General features: G+C 56.8%; 18 protein-coding genes and 1 pseudogene. 12 read left to right on the forward strand and 7 right to left on the reverse strand.

Annotation, left to right across the window (positions count from 1 at the left end; all coding sequences use genetic code 11):
* The first annotated feature begins 87 nt into the window (after positions 1 to 87).
* Genes arnB through arnF form a run of 7 tightly spaced genes read left to right on the forward strand, consistent with a single transcriptional unit; the run spans position 88 to position 7,463 of the window.
* A complete protein-coding gene (gene arnB / locus AC6EMZ_RS16300) occupies positions 88 to 1,236 on the forward strand; it encodes a UDP-4-amino-4-deoxy-L-arabinose aminotransferase (protein WP_498403973.1) in 1,149 nt (382 codons plus the stop codon).
* Positions 1,229 to 2,212 carry an undecaprenyl-phosphate 4-deoxy-4-formamido-L-arabinose transferase gene (arnC, locus tag AC6EMZ_RS16305; protein ID WP_498403975.1) on the forward strand — a complete coding sequence of 328 codons (984 nt, stop codon included), beginning with the start codon at positions 1,229 to 1,231 and terminating at the stop codon, positions 2,210 to 2,212. Before arnB ends, arnC begins: the two co-directional genes overlap by 8 nt.
* Positions 2,209 to 4,191, forward strand: coding sequence for a bifunctional UDP-4-amino-4-deoxy-L-arabinose formyltransferase/UDP-glucuronic acid oxidase ArnA (gene arnA / locus AC6EMZ_RS16310; RefSeq protein WP_498403689.1), 1,983 nt, complete (start codon positions 2,209 to 2,211; stop codon positions 4,189 to 4,191). The genes arnC and arnA overlap by 4 nt, the downstream gene beginning before the upstream one ends.
* Positions 4,188 to 5,087 carry a 4-deoxy-4-formamido-L-arabinose-phosphoundecaprenol deformylase gene (gene arnD, locus AC6EMZ_RS16315; RefSeq protein WP_498403691.1) on the forward strand — a complete coding sequence of 300 codons (900 nt, stop codon included), beginning with the start codon at positions 4,188 to 4,190 and terminating at the stop codon, positions 5,085 to 5,087. The genes arnA and arnD overlap by 4 nt, the downstream gene beginning before the upstream one ends.
* Entirely contained in the window at positions 5,087 to 6,742 is a 1,656-nt protein-coding gene (gene arnT, locus AC6EMZ_RS16320) for a lipid IV(A) 4-amino-4-deoxy-L-arabinosyltransferase (RefSeq protein ID WP_498403693.1), read from the forward strand. Before arnD ends, arnT begins: the two co-directional genes overlap by 1 nt.
* Positions 6,739 to 7,077 (forward strand): 4-amino-4-deoxy-L-arabinose-phosphoundecaprenol flippase subunit ArnE, encoded by a 339-nt coding sequence (gene arnE, locus AC6EMZ_RS16325; protein ID WP_498403694.1) that lies wholly within the window; start codon positions 6,739 to 6,741, stop codon positions 7,075 to 7,077. The genes arnT and arnE overlap by 4 nt, the downstream gene beginning before the upstream one ends.
* On the forward strand, positions 7,074 to 7,463 hold the full coding sequence (gene arnF / locus AC6EMZ_RS16330) for a 4-amino-4-deoxy-L-arabinose-phosphoundecaprenol flippase subunit ArnF (RefSeq protein ID WP_498403696.1): 390 nt from the start codon (positions 7,074 to 7,076) through the stop codon (positions 7,461 to 7,463). The genes arnE and arnF overlap by 4 nt, the downstream gene beginning before the upstream one ends.
* Here arnF and acpT read toward each other — a convergent pair.
* The 3 genes and pseudogenes from acpT to AC6EMZ_RS16345 form a co-directional block, all read right to left on the reverse strand.
* A complete protein-coding gene (gene acpT, locus AC6EMZ_RS16335; RefSeq protein ID WP_498403698.1) occupies positions 7,408 to 8,016 on the reverse strand; it encodes a 4'-phosphopantetheinyl transferase AcpT in 609 nt (202 codons plus the stop codon). The two genes, arnF and acpT, sit on opposite strands and share 56 nt — an antisense overlap.
* 8 nt (positions 8,017 to 8,024) lie before the next feature.
* A pseudogene (locus AC6EMZ_RS16340) lies at positions 8,025 to 8,141 on the reverse strand (hypothetical protein); the annotation flags it as partial.
* Positions 8,142 to 8,175: 34 nt separating this feature from the next.
* Positions 8,176 to 9,225 carry an AI-2E family transporter gene (locus tag AC6EMZ_RS16345; RefSeq protein WP_498403700.1) on the reverse strand — a complete coding sequence of 350 codons (1,050 nt, stop codon included), beginning with the start codon at positions 9,223 to 9,225 and terminating at the stop codon, positions 8,176 to 8,178.
* 143 nt (positions 9,226 to 9,368) lie between these two features.
* On the opposite strand from AC6EMZ_RS16345, the gene AC6EMZ_RS16350 reads away from it, so the two are divergent.
* On the forward strand, positions 9,369 to 10,583 hold the full coding sequence (locus AC6EMZ_RS16350; protein ID WP_498403702.1) for an MFS transporter: 1,215 nt from the start codon (positions 9,369 to 9,371) through the stop codon (positions 10,581 to 10,583).
* 6 nt (positions 10,584 to 10,589) lie between these two features.
* Here AC6EMZ_RS16350 and AC6EMZ_RS16355 read toward each other — a convergent pair whose 3' ends face one another.
* On the reverse strand, positions 10,590 to 11,147 hold the full coding sequence (locus AC6EMZ_RS16355) for a DcrB family lipoprotein (protein WP_498403704.1): 558 nt from the start codon (positions 11,145 to 11,147) through the stop codon (positions 10,590 to 10,592).
* A 72-nt stretch (positions 11,148 to 11,219) separates the two neighbouring features.
* A complete protein-coding gene (locus AC6EMZ_RS16360) occupies positions 11,220 to 11,885 on the reverse strand; it encodes a 7-cyano-7-deazaguanine/7-aminomethyl-7-deazaguanine transporter (protein WP_498403705.1) in 666 nt (221 codons plus the stop codon).
* 171 nt (positions 11,886 to 12,056) lie between these two features.
* On the opposite strand from AC6EMZ_RS16360, the gene tusA reads away from it, so the two are divergent.
* The 4 genes from tusA to AC6EMZ_RS16380 all read left to right on the forward strand — a co-directional run bounded on the left by tusA (position 12,057) and on the right by AC6EMZ_RS16380 (position 15,255).
* Positions 12,057 to 12,302, forward strand: a complete 246-nt coding sequence (gene tusA / locus AC6EMZ_RS16365; protein WP_498403707.1) for a sulfurtransferase TusA — start codon at positions 12,057 to 12,059, stop codon at positions 12,300 to 12,302.
* A gap of 162 nt (positions 12,303 to 12,464) precedes the next feature.
* Positions 12,465 to 13,436 carry a TRAP transporter substrate-binding protein gene (locus AC6EMZ_RS16370; RefSeq protein ID WP_498403709.1) on the forward strand — a complete coding sequence of 324 codons (972 nt, stop codon included), beginning with the start codon at positions 12,465 to 12,467 and terminating at the stop codon, positions 13,434 to 13,436.
* A 12-nt stretch (positions 13,437 to 13,448) separates the two neighbouring features.
* Positions 13,449 to 13,958, forward strand: a complete 510-nt coding sequence (locus AC6EMZ_RS16375) for a TRAP transporter small permease (protein ID WP_498403711.1) — start codon at positions 13,449 to 13,451, stop codon at positions 13,956 to 13,958.
* A gap of 10 nt (positions 13,959 to 13,968) precedes the next feature.
* The gene (locus AC6EMZ_RS16380; RefSeq protein ID WP_498403713.1) at positions 13,969 to 15,255 is read left to right on the forward strand and encodes a TRAP transporter large permease; all 1,287 of its coding nucleotides are present in this window, start codon (positions 13,969 to 13,971) and stop codon (positions 15,253 to 15,255) included.
* Between the two features lie 126 nt (positions 15,256 to 15,381).
* Here AC6EMZ_RS16380 and zntA read toward each other — a convergent pair whose 3' ends face one another.
* Positions 15,382 to 17,568: a Zn(II)/Cd(II)/Pb(II) translocating P-type ATPase ZntA gene (zntA, locus tag AC6EMZ_RS16385; protein WP_498403715.1), complete on the reverse strand. Its 2,187-nt coding sequence runs from the start codon at positions 17,566 to 17,568 to the stop codon at positions 15,382 to 15,384.
* 76 nt (positions 17,569 to 17,644) lie between these two features.
* Complete coding sequence (locus AC6EMZ_RS16390) at positions 17,645 to 18,271, reverse strand: lysoplasmalogenase (protein ID WP_498403717.1); 627 nt, start codon at positions 18,269 to 18,271, stop codon at positions 17,645 to 17,647.
* Between the last annotated feature and the right edge of the window lie 80 nt (positions 18,272 to 18,351).

Here is an 18,351-nt window from a genome sequence, read left to right on the forward strand (position 1 = left end):
GTCATGAGTTGATGGTTCATTTAAATAAAGTTTAAGACCTCTGATTATTATATAAATCGATATCTTGTCAGGTTAAGGAAATTAATGATGAGTGATTTTCTGCCTTTTTCCCGTCCATCGATGGGCGCAGAAGAAATAGCGGCGTTGCAAGACGTGATAGCGTCAGGCTGGGTCACCACTGGGCCTAAAAATCAGGCGCTTGAAGAGGCATTTTGCACACTGACGGGTAACCGCCACGCGATTGCCGTCAGCTCCGCAACGGGCGGGATGCACGTCACGCTGATGGCAATGGGGATTGGGCCGGGTGACGAGGTGATTACGCCTTCCATGACCTGGGTTTCAACGCTCAATATGATCGTGCTGCTGGGCGCAACGCCAGTCATGATCGATGTCGATCGTGACACGCTGATGGTCACGCCACAGGCCGTGGAAGCGGCCATTACGCCACGCACGAAAGCCATTATCCCGGTGCATTATGCTGGCGCGCCTTGTGATATCGACGCCATTCGCGCCGTGGGCCAGCGCCACGGTATCCCGATCATTGAGGATGCCGCCCATGCCGCCGGGACCTACTACCACGATAAGCATGTGGGCGGGCAGGGGACGGCTATTTTTTCCTTTCACGCCATTAAAAACATGACCTGTGCTGAAGGCGGGTTAGTTGTGACGGACGATGACATGCTGGCGCAACGTATCCGTAGCCTCAAATTTCATGGTCTCGGCGTTGACGCCTTTGATCGCCAGACGCTTGGCCGCGCGCCGCAGGCAGAGGTGATTTCACCGGGTTTTAAATACAACCTCGCGGATATCAACGCTGCACTGGCGCTGGTGCAGTTGGGCAAGCTTGGGGAGGCCAACCGTCGCCGCAGTGAAATCGCGAATCGCTACCTGCTTGAACTTTCCGACACGCCATTTGCGCCACTGCGCATTCCGACGTGGCCGCATCTTCACGCCTGGCATCTGTTCATCATCCGCGTGGACGAAGCGACGTGCGGATTTACCCGCGATGCGCTGATGGAGGCGTTGAAGGCGAAAGGCATCGGCACCGGCCTGCATTTTCGCGCCGCACACACACAAAAATATTACCGCGAACGCTTTCCCGACGTGTCGTTACCGAACACCGAATGGAACAGCGCCCGCATCTGTTCACTGCCTCTCTTTCCGGACATGACCCATGACGACACAACCCGCGTCATTACCGCGCTCCATCAGCTTGCAGGACATGGACATGTTTAGCGTGCCGCCCGTGCAAAAAGTCTCCGTGGTGATCCCGGTTTATAACGAGCAGGAGAGCCTGCCGGAGCTGATTCGTCGCACCACGGCGGCCTGCGACACGATGGGCAAAGCCTACGAAATTTTACTGGTCGACGACGGCAGTAGCGATGATTCCGCGATGATGCTCACTGAGGCCGCTCAGGCTGAGGGGAGCCACATTGTCGCGGTTCTGCTGAACCGTAACTATGGCCAGCACTCGGCGATCATGGCCGGTTTCAGCCATGTGACGGGCGATCTGGTTATTACTCTCGATGCCGATCTGCAAAACCCGCCGGAGGAGATCCCGCGGTTGGTTGCCAAGGCCGACGAAGGCTATGACGTGGTGGGCACCGTGCGGCAGAACCGTCAGGACAGTCTGTTCCGCAAGCTGGCCTCGCGCACCATTAACCGCCTGATTCAGCGCACCACCGGTAAAGCGATGGGCGATTACGGCTGCATGCTGCGAGCGTATCGCCGCCACATTATCGACGCCATGCTGCACTGCCACGAACGCAGCACGTTTATCCCGATTCTCGCCAACACCTTTGCCCGCAAGGCGACTGAGATCCCAGTGCTGCACGCCGAGCGCGAGCACGGAGAGTCGAAATACAGCTTTATGCGTCTGATTAACCTGATGTACGACCTGATCACCTGCCTGACCACCACGCCTCTGCGTTTACTCAGCGTGTTCGGTAGCGTGATTGCGCTAGCGGGCTTCGCGCTTTCCGTTCTGCTGGTGGTACTGCGTCTGGCCTATGGCCCGCAGTGGGCGGCGGAAGGGGTCTTTATGCTGTTTGCCGTGCTGTTCATGTTTATCGGCGCACAGTTTGTCGGCATGGGGTTACTCGGTGAGTACATCGGCCGCATTTACAACGATGTACGCGCACGTCCGCGCTACTTTATTCAACGTGTCGTCCGTCAGGAACACCACGTCTCTCAAGAGGAAAAACACCCATGAACGCTGTCGTCTTTGCCTATCACGATATGGGCTGTACGGGCACGCTGGCTCTGCTGGAAGCGGGTTATGACATCGCGGCGATCTTCACGCATCCGGATAACGCCGCTGAAAACCACTTCTTTGGCTCCGTCGCACGTATTGCCGCCGAGCGCGGGATCCCGGTTTACGCGCCGGAAGACGTCAACCATCCGCTGTGGGTCGATCGCATTAAGGCGATGTCTCCGGATGTGATTTTCTCTTTCTACTATCGCAACCTGCTGTGCGAGGAAATCCTGAATATTGCCCCGGCGGGCGCGTTTAACCTGCACGGCTCGCTGCTGCCAAAATACCGTGGCCGCGCGCCGCTGAACTGGGCGCTGGTCAACGGCGAAACCGAAACCGGCGTCACGTTACACCGCATGGTACACCGCGCTGATGCGGGCAATATTGTTGCCCAACTGCACGTGGGCATCGAGGGCGATGACACCGCGCTGAGCCTGCACCGCAAGCTGTGCTCCGCCGCACAAACGCTGCTGAGCGATGCGCTACCCGCGCTGCGTCAGGGAACCCTTAGCGAAACCGTGCAGAACCATGACCAGGCGACCTGCTTTGGTGGCCGCACGCCGGAAGACGGGCGTCTGGACTGGGAAAAGCCTGCGCAGCAACTGCACAATCTGGTGCGCGCGGTGACCGATCCGTGGCCGGGGGCGTTTAGCTTTGTCGGGGCGAGCAAGTTTATCGTCTGGACTTCCCGCGTGCGCAGCGATATTCCGGCGGCGAAACCGGGTACGGTCATGTCCGTTGCCCCGCTGATTATCGCCTGCGGTGAAGGGGCGCTTGAAGTGGTCACCGGGCAAACCGAAAACGGCGTTTACGTACAGGGCACGCAGCTTGCGCAGTCGCTGGGGCTTGTCGCCGGGGCGCTGATTTCCAGCGTGCCGATGGCTGCCATTAAGCGCCGCACGCGCGTGTTAATTCTCGGCGTGAACGGGTTCATTGGTAACCACCTGACCGAACGCCTGCTCAAAGACGATAACTATGAAATTTACGGCCTGGATATCGGCTCTGACGCCATCAGCCGTTTCCTCGACTCCCCGCGTTTTCACTTTGTCGAAGGAGATATCAGCATCCATTCTGAATGGATCGAATATCACATTAAGAAATGCGACGTGGTATTGCCGCTGGTGGCCATTGCCACCCCGATTGAATACACCCGCAATCCGCTGCGCGTGTTCGAGCTGGATTTTGAAGAGAACCTCAAAATCATTCGCGACTGCGTGAAGTACAACAAACGGATTATCTTCCCGTCGACGTCGGAAGTGTATGGCATGTGTACCGATAAAAACTTCGATGAAGATAGCTCAAACCTGGTGGTCGGGCCGATTAACAAGCAGCGCTGGATTTACTCGGTGTCCAAGCAGCTGCTGGACCGCGTTATCTGGGCCTACGGCGAAAAAGAGGGTCTGCGCTTTACGCTGTTCCGCCCATTTAACTGGATGGGGCCACGCCTGGATAACCTTAATGCCGCGCGCATCGGCAGCTCCCGCGCCATCACTCAGTTGATCCTCAACCTGGTGGAAGGCTCGCCGATTAAGCTGATTGAAGGCGGCAAACAGAAACGCTGCTTTACCGATATCAGCGACGGCATCGAAGCACTGTTCCGCATCATTGAGAACAAAAATGGCCGCTGCGATGGGGAAATCATCAACATCGGCAACCCGGAAAACGAAGCGAGCATTCGCGAGCTGGCGGAAATGCTGCTGGCAAGCTTTGAGCGTCATCCGCTGCGAGGCCGCTTCCCACCGTTCGCTGGTTTCCGCGAAGTAGAAAGCAGCAGCTATTACGGCAAAGGCTATCAGGATGTGGAACATCGTAAGCCTAACATCCGTAATGCGAAGCGCTGCCTGGCCTGGGAGCCGACGGTCGATATGGTGCAGACCATCGATGAAACGCTCGATTTCTTCTTGCGCACCGTGGAGTTAACGGAACAGGCATCATGAAAAAAGTCGGTTTACGCATTGATGTCGACACCTTTCGCGGCACTCGCGACGGCGTGCCAACGCTGCTGGCACTGCTGAGCGCGCACCACGTGCGCGCCAGCTTTTTCTTCAGCGTCGGGCCTGACAACATGGGACGCCATTTGTGGCGTCTGTTTAAACCGACATTTCTGTTCAAAATGCTGCGCTCGCGAGCGGCTTCTCTTTATGGCTGGGATATTTTGCTGGCGGGCACCGCGTGGCCCGGTAAACGCATCGGTGCGGGCAATGAAGAGATCGTCCGGGCAACGGCAGAACGCCATGAGGTCGGCCTGCATGCCTGGGATCACCACGCCTGGCAGGCGTGGTGCGGGGTATGGGATATTCCCCGCCTGATGAAAGAGGTTGAGCGCGGCCTGATGGAACTGGAAGCCATTTTGGGTAAGCCGGTCAGATGTTCTGCGGTGGCGGGCTGGCGCGCCGATCAGCGCGTAGTGCGAGCCAAAGAACCGTTCGGATTTCATTACAACAGCGACTGCCGCGGGACCGGACCGTTTTTGCCGCAGCTAAGTGAAAATCGCGTCGGTACCGTTCAAATTCCGGTGACGCTACCCACCTGGGATGAAGTGGTGGGGCGCGAGGTCAGCGCCGCGGGTTTTAATCGCTATATCCTGGACCGCATCCATCAGGATGCCGGGACGCCGGTTTACACCATCCACGCCGAGGTAGAAGGCATTGCGTATCAGAACGATTTTGCTGAGCTGCTGCGTCTGGCGGCGCAGGAAGGTATTCAGTTCTGTCCGTTAAGCGAGCTGTTACCAGACGACCTGAGCACGCTGCCGGTTGGCAAAATTGTTCGCAACTATATGGCTGGCCGGGAAGGTTGGCTGGGTTATCAACACACTGTGAGTTCTGCCTGATGAAAGCGGCCCGCTACGGTTTTGTCCTGTTTGCTTTATTTGCCGTGTATTACTTGTTACCGGTCGACATTCGGCTGCTCTGGCAGCCCGATGAAACACGTTACGCCGAAATCAGCCGCGAGATGCTGGCGTCGGGTAACTGGGTCGTGCCGCATTTCCTGGGGCTGCGCTACTTTGAAAAACCCATCGCAGGCTACTGGATCAATAGTATCGGGCAGATGATTTTCGGCCACGGTAACTTTGCCGTGCGTGCGGGGGCAATATTCTCCACTGGCCTGACTGCTCTGCTGGTCGGCTGGCTCGCCTGGCGCATCTGGCGTGACAAAAAGGTGGCACTCTTTTCCTGCGTGATTTTCCTGACGTTGTTCCTTGTTTACGGCATCGGGACGTACGCGGTTCTGGATCCGATAGTCTCCCTTTGGCTGGTGGCGGCAATGTGCTGCTTCTGGCTTGCTGCCCAATCTACAACCCTTGCGGGAAAAGTCGGGGGCTATCTGCTGCTTGGGGTTGCCTGCGGAATGGGGGTGATGACCAAAGGCTTTCTGGCGCTGGCGGTGCCGGTCATTGGCGTGCTGCCGTGGGTCATTGCGCAAAAACGTTGGAAAGAAGTCTTGCTGTTCGGTTGGCTGGCGGTGCTGAGCTGCATTCTGGTTGTGCTCCCATGGGGGCTGGCTATTGCCCAGCGCGAGCCTGACTTTTGGCGCTATTTCTTCTGGGTCGAGCATATCCAGCGTTTTGCCCAGAGCGACGCCCAGCATAAAGCCCCGTTCTGGTATTACCTTCCGTTCCTGATTGCCGGAAGCCTGCCGTGGCTGGCGCTGCTGCCCGGCGCGCTGCGGCTCGGCTTGCGTAACCGCGAGAACGATCGCGGTGCGCTGTATCTACTGGGCTGGATAGTGATGCCGCTGATTTTCTTCAGCATCGCTAAGGGAAAATTGCCGACCTATATTCTGCCGTGCTTTGCACCGCTGGCGATCCTGATGGCGCGCTATGCCTGCGAGGCGGTGGACAAACGCATCACCGTGCTGCGGATAAACGGCGGAATCAATCTGGCCTTTGGCGCACTCGGCGTGATAGCCGCACTGGTGGTCTCCCCGTGGGGGCCGCTTGCGCACCCGGTTTGGGTATCGATTGAACTCTATAAAATCTTTTGCGCGGTGGTGGCCTTTTTGGTTTGGGCACTGGTTGGCTGGTTTACGCTGCGCCAGACGCAGCAGCGCTGGTGGCTGGCGGCATTGTGCCCGCTGGGAGTGGCGATGTTGATAGGGTTTGCGGTACCGAACCGAGTGGTGGATTCCAAACAGCCTCAGAGTCTGGTTGATACCGTGCGCTATCCGCTGGAAAACAGCCGATACGTGTTGGCAAACAACGTCGGTGTGGCTTCTGCCCTGGCGTGGGAACTTAAGCGCGACGATATCATTCTGTTCGGTCAAACCGGTGAACTGAAATACGGACTTAATTTCCCGGACGCGCAGGGGCGTTTCGTCGATAAAGGTGAACTGAGCGACTGGCTTGCCGAACATCGCCAGCAGGGCAGGGTCTCTTTGGTTATCCTGCTGTCGAAAAACGATGATATTGAACGTGCGCAACTGCCGAAGCCCGATAGCATGTACGTTCAGGGCCGTTTGGCCTACTTGCAGTATTTGCCGCAATGATGACCTGGTTATGGCTGGTTTTGGCAAGTGTGCTGAGCTGTCTCGGGCAACTGTGCCAGAAGCAAGCGACACGCCCGGCGCGTAACGGTCGGCGACGCCAGCACGTTGCGTTTTGGCTGGGGTTAGCGCTGCTGGCGCTGGGTAGCGGCATGGTGCTGTGGCTGATGGTGCTGCAACGCCTGCCGGTAGGCATTGCGTATCCCATGCTCAGTCTTAATTTTGTCTGGGTTACGCTGGCGGCAAAAGCCTTCTGGGGCGAGCGCGTCGCTCGCCATCATTGGCTGGGCGTCGGTTTTATCATGATAGGTATCGTGTTGCTGGGAGGCAGTCTGTGAAAGGGGTGGCGTGGGCGCTATGCAGCGTGTTGCTGGTCAGCGTGGCGCAACTGCTGCTGCGTCACGCGATGGTGAATCTGCCTTCTGTGACGGACCCGCTGACGCTGCTGGTGGCGCTGAAAGATGTGGCTCCGGGTACGGGCGCGCTGGCGCTGGGCCTGGCAGGCTACGTCGTTTCAATGGGATGCTGGTATCTGGCCCTGCACCATCTTGCGCTCAGCAAAGCGTATGCCCTGCTGAGCTTAAGCTACATTCTGGTGTGGGGCGCGGCGCTGATCCTGCCCGGCAGCAGCGATAGCTTTTCATGGCAGGGTCTGGCCGGGGTCTGTTTTATCGTGCTTGGGGTTCGGGTGATATTTCTGCCGACAGAATCGCGTCGGCGGTGAGCGCAAACCGGGTCGGCGTACATACCGCCAGGCTCAGCGAACCAAGCGATAAATGGCTGACTGAATGCAACTGCGTGGCGGCACTGTCAACGCTGACTATCTGCCAGGCGCTGCCGCCGCGTTGTTTGACGATGGCCTCTTTGCGCGTCCAGATCCGCCAAAACGCCGACAGTTTATCCTCCGGCGTTTCGCGTTCCAGCTCATGATGTTCCGCCACGCTGAAGACCGCGTTAGCCAGCGCTTGCCAGTTATCACGTGGGCGAACTACTTCAATATCGCAGCCGACTTCACCTTCATCGCTTATCAATAACGCAATATCGTCACCGCTATGGCTCAGGTTAAACCAGAACGGGTGGGCGTCTGCAAACGCAGGTTTACCCTGTTCGCCAAATACGATTTCAGGCAAAGGAGAGGGCGACAAAGCATGGGCGAGCAGCGTCCGTCCCGCCAGCCAGGCGGCACGTCGGGCACCCTGTGGTGCCTGTTCTGTATACGCTAAAGCCAATGGCCCAGCGCTCAGGGTCGAGATTTTTCCCAGTATAAACTGGTACATAGTTAAGCTCAGCGTTTGATGATAATGGAGGTGTTGATGCCGCCAAATGCGAAGTTATTGCTTTGCACCTTCTGGCGGACATCTCCCATCATATATTTTAACGCGCCACATTGCTCATCCGGTTTTCTGAAAAAAGGATAAGGATGGGCGAGTTCATGCTTATCCCGGCAGTCGGCTTTTGGGTCGGCCTGGTCCGAGTAAAATCGCCAGTTTGCTGCCACCCTTGGTGGTTTCCATCCAGATTTTACACACGCTGGTGAGCGGTACGGACAGCAACATACCCACCGGCCCCAGCAGCCATCCCCAGACCAGCAATGACAGGAACACCACCAGCGTCGACATTCCCAGCCGATGGCCCATCATCCGTGGCTCAAGGATATTGCCCAGCAGCATATGCACGACCAGGAACAGCGCGCCGACCAGCATACATTCGTAGAAACCGTTGAACAGGAACGCCTGGATCATCGGCGGTACGGCCGAAAGCACCGCGCCGATGTTGGGCACGTAGTTCAGCAGAAACGCCAGCACGCCCCACATCAGGGCAAACTGTATGCCCATCAGCGTCAGGCCCAGCCAGATAATCACCCCGGTCCACAAGCTCAGCAACGTTTTGAGGGCCAGGTACTTAGAGACGCCCTTCAGCGCACGGTGCAGGCCAGCAATATGGATCTGCGGGTTATTCAAGGCAAAGCGCAGTTTATACGGCACGTGGCGCACTTCAAACAGCATAAAGACGACGGTCATTACCAGCAGCAAAATACTCGCCATCGCGCCGGAAAGCCCGGTCATCAGGGTGGTAGCGAAGGTCATTATCTTTTCTGAATCCATGCGTTGCAGCATGCGTTCGGGCGACATATGCAAATTGAGGAAAGGGAGCATCTCTTGTAAATCCAGCACCTTACGCGTCAGCTCTTTATTGTACTTCGGCAGCATGGTGGAAAATTCGCTCAGAGACGCCGCCAGCACGCCAAATAGCGCGGTAAGGACCACTAACATCACCATCACCACGATGGTGATCGCGACGGGCCTTTTTACTCCTCGACGGATAAACCAGGTCACCAGAGGATTCAGGACGATGGCAAAAAAGAGCGCCAGCAAGAGCTGAACTATGATATCCGCTGCGGAATGAATACCGGCGAGGATCACCACCAGACAGGCGAGTTTAAGCAGAATGTGTAGACCCGCTTTGTCGGGCTGAGAGGATGTCATACGAATTCCTTTTGTTGTGTTGCGTCTAAGTGTAGTGCGCTCTGTGCCTGCCGTCTGGGTTGATAATCTGAAAGTCGCTGCTGATTTTCATGGCGCGACGTGGTAATAGTGAAACACTGTTGCAAAAATCCAGGTAGAACCTCATGCCCGTTCCCAACGCCGAGCCAGCGCTCAGCGGTGTGCGCCTTAATCTGCGCATTGTTTCCGTCGTCATGTTTAATTTCGCAAGCTACCTCACGATCGGTTTGCCGTTGGCGGTTTTGCCGGGATACGTTCATGACGTGATGGGGTATAGCGCTTTTTGGGCGGGGTTGGTTATCAGCCTGCAATACTTCGCCACGCTGCTGAGTCGCCCGCAGTCCGGGCGTTATGCGGATCTTTTTGGGCCGAAAAGTATTGTGGTGGTCGGGTTGTGTGGCTGCTTCCTCAGTGGGCTGAGCTACCTGATGGCCGCGGCGACCAGCGGTTGGCCGTTAATCAGCCTGGCACTGCTGTGCCTTGGGCGCGTGATTCTGGGGATTGGGCAAAGCCTGGCGGGAACAGGCTCGACGCTGTGGGGCGTGGGCGTGGTAGGCGCGCCGCATATCGGCAGGGTGATCTCCTGGAACGGTATTGTGACATACGGCGCGATGGCGCTCGGCGCACCGCTTGGCGTGGTGTGTTATGCCTACGGCGGGCTGTACGGGCTGGCGATAACGATTATGGTCGTCGCGCTGCTGGCCATTTTACTCGCCCTGCCGCGCCCAAAAGTGAAGGCCAGCAAAGGCAAGCCGTTGCCGTTTCGGGCGGTGCTGGGAAAAGTATGGCCCTATGGCATGGCGCTCGCGCTGGCCTCGGCGGGGTTTGGCGTGATCGCCACCTTTATCACACTGTTCTATGACGCCAAAGGATGGGATGGCGCGGCGTTCGCGCTGACGCTGTTCAGCTGTGCGTTTGTGGGCGCGCGGCTTTTGTTCCCGAACGGAATCAACCGCCTTGGCGGACTTAACGTGGCGATGATCTGCTTTGCCGTAGAGATTGTGGGCCTGCTGCTGACCGGCATTGCCAGTGAACCCTGGGTGGCTAAAGTGGGCGTCTTCCTGGCAGGCGCAGGCTTCTCGCTGGTGTTCCCGGCGCTCGGCGTGGTGGCGGTGAAAGCGGTGCCGCAGCAAAATCAGGGATCGGCGCTGGCGACCTATACGGTGTTTATGGATATGTCATTGGGTATCACCGGGCCGCTGGCGGGGCTGGTGATGGCGTGGGCGGGCGTTCCGGTTATCTATCTGGCTGCCGCAGGGCTGGTCGCGGTGGCGTTACTGTTGACGTGGCGGTTAAAAAAACGGCCCCCGGCGCAAGCGGCGGAGGCCGTAGAATCGTGATGAAAATTACTGAATCACGAGGGTATTGATAATATTTTCTGCGGTCGTTTGCGCTTTCTGCTGATCGTCAGCAGGCAGCGTAATTTGCAGGGTCAGCAATTTACCATCCACTTTACCGAGTACCACGGAGGAATAAGCGGTCTGGCCTTTAGCAGAGATAATGCTGTCCAGCTGCTGTAGGGTGTGGCCTTTCAATTCGATAGATTTGTTGGTGACAACTTGCAGCTGTGGGTCACGGCTACGCTGCTGATCTTCCAGACGCTTCGCCAGTACCGCCAGCTCTTCGCTGGAGTCGTCGCCGACAATCACAATTACCGCTTTCTGCCCGGTGGCGTCGGAATAGACGTGCATATTGTTCGCCTGAGTTCCCAGCTTACCGCTCTGATCGGTCATATCCGCAGGCAGTGAGAAACTGAGTTTGCCATCCATCAGATTGACCGGCTGACCGGTGGCATTGCTTTCAGCAGACGCGCCCTGAGCAGGTGCTTTTGTGTCACTGTTATCACAGGCCGCAAGCCCCACTACCAGCAGGCCAATCCCGACATATTTAACCAGATTGCGCATTGACATCTTCCTTTCGATAAACGGCCATAACGGCTCATTCATCCATCTTATCACAACTGCTAAAGCGAACCCTTAACCTGCCTGCAATGCCGAGATTTCAGATTTATCTGCCAGCCTTTTCAGCAGCATATTCAGCAGAACGCCATACATCGGCAGGAAGAACACGATGCTGATAAGCACTTTAAAGCCGTAATCCACCAGCGCGATTTCCATCCAGTGTGCCGCCATAAATGCGTCCGGGCTTCGCCAGAAGGCGATGAAGAAGAAGGCCAGCGTATCGCTCACGTTGCCAAACAGCGTAGAGGCGGTCGGTGCCATCCACCAGCGATGATTCTGACGCAGGCGGTTGAACACGTGAACGTCGAGGATTTGCCCTAAGGCATACGCCATAAAGCTGGCGGCGGCGATACGGGCGACAAACAGGTTGAAGTGCAGAAGCGCTTCAAAGCCTTGCCAGCTTCCCATATAAAACAGGGACGAAATCACGTAAGAAATGAACAGCGCAGGCAACATCACTGCAAAAATAATGCGACGGGCCAGCGGCGCGCCAAAGATGCGCACGGTCAAATCGGTAGCAAGGAAGATAAACGGAAAGCTAAACGCGCCCCAGGTGGTATGAAAACCGAAAATCGAGATCGGTAGCTGCACCAGGTAGTTACTGGAGGTGATCACCAGCAGATGAAAAAGCGATAGCCAGAACAACGCTTTTACGCGCTGCGATTGAGAGAACTGCGTCATATTGTGACCTTTTTGATTAATATTTGGGGTGAGGGAACCCAATAAAGCCGCCGCATGATACTGCTTTGACTGCACAATGCAACGGCTAATTTTCACGCAATCGTTAACCTGGTTTGCTTTGGGAGGAAGGCGGCGTAAACTACAGCCGTTTTTGATTTGAACGAGAAGAAAATGACCGATCTGTTCTCCAGCCCAGACCACACCCTTGATGCGCAAGGCCTCCGCTGCCCGGAGCCGGTGATGATGGTGCGCAAAACCGTGCGCACGATGCAAACCGGCGAAACCCTGTTAATCATTGCCGACGATCCCGCTACTACGCGCGATATCCCCGGTTTTTGCACCTTCATGGAGCATGAACTGGTGGCGCAAGAGACGGCTGCTTTGCCGTATCGCTATTTGCTGCGCAAGGGTCAATAAACCTTCTGACGTGATCGGAACTACGAATTCAAACCATCGTTTCATAATTTAGCGCTTTTTGTGAGGCGCTTCACCTCCGCATTCCAGACCGTAGTCTAGTTTTTAAGCGTAAAACTAAAACAACGTTTTAACGCTTACTCTCACTACCCTGGAGTTGACTCGATGAAAACGACCCTCAAGCCGTTACTGGCCGTTCTGTGTCTGTCTGCTTTTGCTGCATCCGTTTCTGCCCAAACCATCAAAGCTGCCGACGTCCATCCTGAAGGCTATCCCAACGTGATTGCCGTGCAGAACATGGGTGAAAAGCTGAAACAACAAACCGACGGTAAGATGGAGATTAAAGTCTTCCCCGGCGGCGTGCTAGGTGACGAAAAACAGATGATCGAGCAGGCGCAGATGGGGGCAATCGACATCATTCGCGTCTCCATGGCCCCGGTCGCGGCCATCCTCCCGGACATCGAAGTTTTCACTTTGCCCTACGTCTTCCGCGATGAAGACCATATGCACAAAGTTATCGACGGCGATATCGGCAAATCGATTGGCGAAAAGCTGACTGCGAACCCCAAATCACGCCTGGTGTTCCTCGGCTGGATGGACTCCGGCACGCGCAACTTAATCACCAAGAACCCGGTGGTGAAACCGGAAGATTTGAAAGGGATGAAAATCCGCGTGCAGGGTAGCCCGGTCGCGCTGGCAACGCTGAAAGACATGGGCGCTAACTCTGTCGCCATGGGCGTGAGCGAAGTGTATAGCGGGATGCAAACCGGGGTCATTGACGGCGCAGAGAATAACCCGCCGACGTTTATCGCCCACAACTACATGCCGATCGCCAAAAACTACACCCTCAGCGGTCACTTCATCACCCCGGAAATGCTGCTCTATTCCAAAGTGAAATGGGACAAGCTCAGCCCGGAAGACCAGCAAAAAATCAAAACCTTGGCGCGCGAAGCGCAGTTTGAGCAACGCAAACTGTGGGATGCCTACAACCAGCAGGCGCTGGAGAAAATGAAAGCGGGCGGCGTGCAGTTCCACGACATCGATAAAACGGTGTTTATCAAAGCCACAGAACCGGTGCGCGCCCAGTACGGCGACAAACACCAGGAACTGATGAAAGCCATCGCTGACGTCCAGTAAACCGGAGAACGTATGTCCGAACTCTACCTGAAGTGGATGGACCGTCTGTACCTGTTCGCTATGGGCGTGGCGGGTGTGTCGCTGCTCATCATGACCATCGTTATCCCGATTGGCATTTTCTCGCGCTACGTGCTCAATCGCGGTGAGTCCTGGCCGGAGCCGATTGCCATTATCTGCATGGTGACCTTCACCTTTATCGGCGCGGCGGTGGGCTATCGCGCGGGCTCGCATATTGCGGTGAATATGCTCACTGACAGGCTGCCGGAGGTGCTCAAAAAGCTGTGTGCCCGGGCGGTAGATCTGCTGATGCTGCTGATCTCCGGACTCATCTTCTGGTACAGCCTATTGCTGTGTATCGAACTGTGGGAGCAGCCCGTCGCCGAATTCCCGATTTTGACCTCGGGTGAAAGCTATCTGCCGCTGCCGGTAGGGTCGGCCATTCTGATCCTGTTTGTTATTGAGCGCCTGCTGTTTGGCTCGCAGGAAAATCGTCCGGTCGTGCTGATCGGCAATCACAGTTAAGGGGTGAACCATGGATGCTTTTATTTTGCTCTTCACCCTCGCCATTTTGCTGGCGCTGGGAATGCCGGTGGCGTTTGCCGTCGGTCTGAGTGCGGTCGCCGGAGCGCTGTGGATTGATTTGCCGCTGGAAGCGCTAATGATCCAAATCACCAGCGGGGTGAACAAGTTTACTCTGCTGGCGATCCCGTTCTTTATCCTGGCGGGAGCGATTATGGCGGAAGGGGGAATTGCTCGACGATTGGTGAACTTCGCCTATATTTTCGTTGGTTTTATCCGCGGCGGGCTGTCGCTGGTGAATATCGTGGCATCGACCTTTTTCGGCGCAATTTCAGGCTCGTCGGTGGCGGATACCGCCTCCATTGGCAGCGTGATGATCCCGGAGATGGAGAAAAAGGGCTATCCGCGCGAGTATGCGGCGGCGGTGACGGCCAGCGGGTCGGTGCAGGCGATTTTGATTCCTCCCAGCCATAACTCGGTGATTTACTCGCTGGCGGCGGGCGGGACGGTCTCTATCGCCACGCTGTTTATCGCTGGCGTGTTGCCGGGTCTGCTGCTGGGATTTTGCCTGATGATTCTGTGCCTCGGGTTTGCCCACAAGCGCGGTTATCCGAAAGGTGAAAAAATCCCGTTCAAGCAGGCGGTGAGGATTTTCTTCGATGCGCTGTGGGGCCTTTTGACGGTGGTGATTATTCTTGGCGGCATTTTGTCGGGAATATTTACCGCCACCGAGTCGGCAGCCGTCGCCTGCCTGTGGGCGTTTTTCGTCACCATGTTTATCTATCGCGACTACAAATGGAAAGAGCTGCCGAAGCTGATGTGCCGCACGGTGAAGACGGTCACGATCGTGATGATCCTGATTGGCTTTGCGGCGGCGTTTGGCGCGGTGATGACCTACATGCAGCTTCCGACGCGGATCACCGAGTTCTTCACTTCGCTGTCGGATAACAAGTACGTGATCCTGATGTATCTCAACATCATGCTACTGCTGATTGGTACGCTGATGGACATGGCGCCGCTTATCCTGATCCTGACGCCAGTGCTGCTGCCAGTGACCAATTCGCTGGGTATTGATCCGGTGCATTTTGGGATGATCATGATGGTGAACCTGGGGATCGGGCTCATTACGCCGCCGGTCGGTTCGGTACTGTTTGTCGCCAGTGCGGTGAGCAAGCAGCGTATCGAAACCGTGGTGCGCGCCATGCTACCGTTTTACGCCATGCTGCTGGTGGTGTTGGGAATGGTGACCTATATCCCGGCGATCTCGCTGTGGCTGCCGGGAGTACTGGGGATGCAGTAAGTGTTTTTCTCCCTAAAGACTAAGGGTTGCCCAGTCTAATTTTTGCACGAAACATTCCCCTCGCCCCTTTGGGGAGAGGGTTAGGGTGAGGGGAGCATGCGGTTCAATCACCGCCGCCCTGGTGTTTTACCTTCTTCGCAACAATCTCAGGGCATTGGCCGTCACCAGCACCGTCGCGCCGGTGTCGGCCAGCACGGCCAACCACAGTCCGGTGATCCCGAGCAGGGTGGTCACCAGGAATATCCCTTTCAACCCCAGCGCGATGCCAATGTTCTGGCGAATATTGGCGCGGGTCGCGCGAGCCAGGCGAATCATTTGCGCCAGCCCGGTTAGACGGTTATGCGTCAGCGCCGCGTCGGCAGTTTCCAGCGCCACGTCGGTGCCGCTGCCCATCGCAATGCCAATCGTCGCCGCCTTCATGGCTGGGGCATCGTTAATCCCGTCGCCCACCATCGCCAGCGGCGACTGCGTGTTCAGCTCGGTAACGGCTTTCACTTTATCGGCTGGCAGCAGTCCGGCTTTAAACTCCAGACCCAGTTCCGTAGCAATCGCAGCCGCGGCACGCGGGTTATCGCCGGTCAGGATTACGCCCTGAATACCCAACTGATGCAATGCATCGACGGCTTCGCGCGCGTCTGGTCGCAGGGTGTCGCGCAGCGTCAGGATGCCCAATGCCACATCCTCCAGCGCCACCAGCACGACCGTTTGCCCGGCTTCTTCCTGCTCACGGATCTGCTGCTTAAACTCGTCGCCGGGGAATTTGTCGGCGGCACAAATCAGCACTCTTTTGCCGTCAACGATGGCTTCAATACCCGATCCCATCAGCGCCCGCTGGGAGGAGGCTTGAGGAATCGCGATGCCTCGATTTTGCGCCTCACGGACCACAGCCTGCGCAAGCGGGTGGGTGGAACCTTGTTCAACTGCTGCCGCCAGCACCAGCAGCGCTTCTTCACTACTGTCACGCGGGTAAACGCCCGTGACCTGCGGTTTGCCAACGGTCAGCGTCCCGGTTTTATCGAACGCCACCTGCTGCACCTGGCTGAGCTGTTCCAGCGCTGCGCCGCCTTTAATCAACGCGCCGTGACGCGCGGCGGCGGCCAGGCCAGAGGTGATGGCCGCCGGGGTGGAGATCACCAGCGCACACGGACAGCCGATCAGCAGCAGCGTAAGGCCTTTGTAGATCCACTCTTCCCACGATGCGGCAAAGAGGAGCGGCGGGGCGACGGCAACCAGCAGAGCAATCAGCATAATCACGGGGGTGTAGATCCGGCTAAAGCGATCGATAAAACGCTCGACCGGCGCGCGGCGTTCTTCGGCTTCTTCAATCAGCTTCAGGATACGGTCGATGGCGCTATTGCCCGGCTCGGACAATACCTTCAACTGCACCAGACGATCGACGCTGGTCGCGCCAGCGGGCACTTTCTCCCCCGCTTCACGCTCGACTGGGATAGATTCGCCGGTCAGGGCGCTTTCATCAAAGCTGGCGGTGGCGGTCAGCAGCGCGCCATCAGCAGGTAAACGGCCACCGGCAGACACTTCAATGACATCGCCAGGGCGCAGGGTATTGATCGCCACCGTTTTGCGCTCACCGTCGAACACCTGCGTGGCGGTTTCTGGTTTGAGCGCCATCAGGGCGCTTACCCCTTTGCGCGCGCGGCTCGCCGCCCAGCCTTCAAGACGTTCGCCGATTAAGAACAGCAGCAGCACCATCGCGGCTTCTGCCGTCGCACCAATAAACAGCGCGCCGATGGCTGCCACGCTCATCAGCGTTTCAATGGCAAACCAACTGCCGCTTTTTATCAGGCGCAATGCCTGACGCGCGATGGGAAAAAGCCCCACCAGTGTGGTGGCAATAAAGGCCAGATTGCCAAGCGGATGGTTAATCTGTTCCAGCCCCCAGCTCAGGGCCATCATGATAATCAGGGTGATGAGCGACAGGTTTTCCCGCAGGGGAGAGGTCTTTTCGACGGGCGCACTTTCACTGCGCAGGGAATAGCCCGCTTTGGCTACCGCCGCTTCGACCTGGGCGCTGACGTCGTAGTCCGCGGTTACCAGCAGTTTCTCGGTGGCGAATAGCACCTGAACGTGATTGACGCCCGATACCTGCTTCACGGCATTTTCGACTTTGCGCGCACAGGCCGCGCAGTCCATCCCGTTGACGACCCAGGTGAAGCGTTCGCCACGATCGGGCAACGCGAGGGCATCGGGTGCTTCACAGCCGCTATCGCAGCAGCAGTCATCTTTTACTGGCGCAGGGCTGAGCTTAAGTGCTGAAAATTGTGGGACTTTTTTAGGTGTTTCTGGAGTCGACATGGCAGTCTCCGGTCAATGATAATTTTCTCATTAACCGCAGCATACACTCTGGAGTCGACTCCAGAGTCAAGCGCTTTTAAATATACAGCGAACGCACAATCAGGAAGTGACCGGCGAAGTAGCAGGCGGCGGCGATAGCGTTATCCGCGCGGAAGCGACGACGATAATGGCTACCCAGCCAGACGATATTCCCCAGCAGGAGCAGCGTGGCCCCAAAGAACGCTGACATTGCCGGCGCGGTGGGACGGAAGAACCACAGTTCACCCGCCAGCCAAACCATCACCAGCGTCATGGCGATAAACGTACAGACTGGCCAACGCATCTCTTCAAGCCGCGTCCAGACAACCGCGATCAGCAATGCGCCAATCACCAGCAGTATGAGCGGCAATGGCCAGAACAAGGAGAGCGTCATCTGGCTGGCAAAGTAGATGGTGTAGAGCAGGTGCGAAAGGAAAAATGCCCCTACTGCGTACAGAATACGCTGGCGCGGGAGTAGCGTTAGGGCGTCACCGATTAACGACGCGCAAAGACCTGCAAGTACCAGGTAACTGACGGCATTGAACATCGGCGCTTGCCAGGCAAGCAGCAGCAACAGTAACAGGGTGACCGGCTTAAACAGCCAGCGCTGCCATGTCGGCCCACGGTATGACGCATCGACGTAGAGCCATGCGGAAAAACAGACAGCGATGAATGACCAAAGCATATTAACTCCCTGTATCTGTTATTTTTGAATAAACATTCTCTGATTCAGTGTAGTGACGTGGACCGACGTTTGGCAATGCT

The organism is Enterobacter sp. SCRI0065, assembly GCF_059766475.1.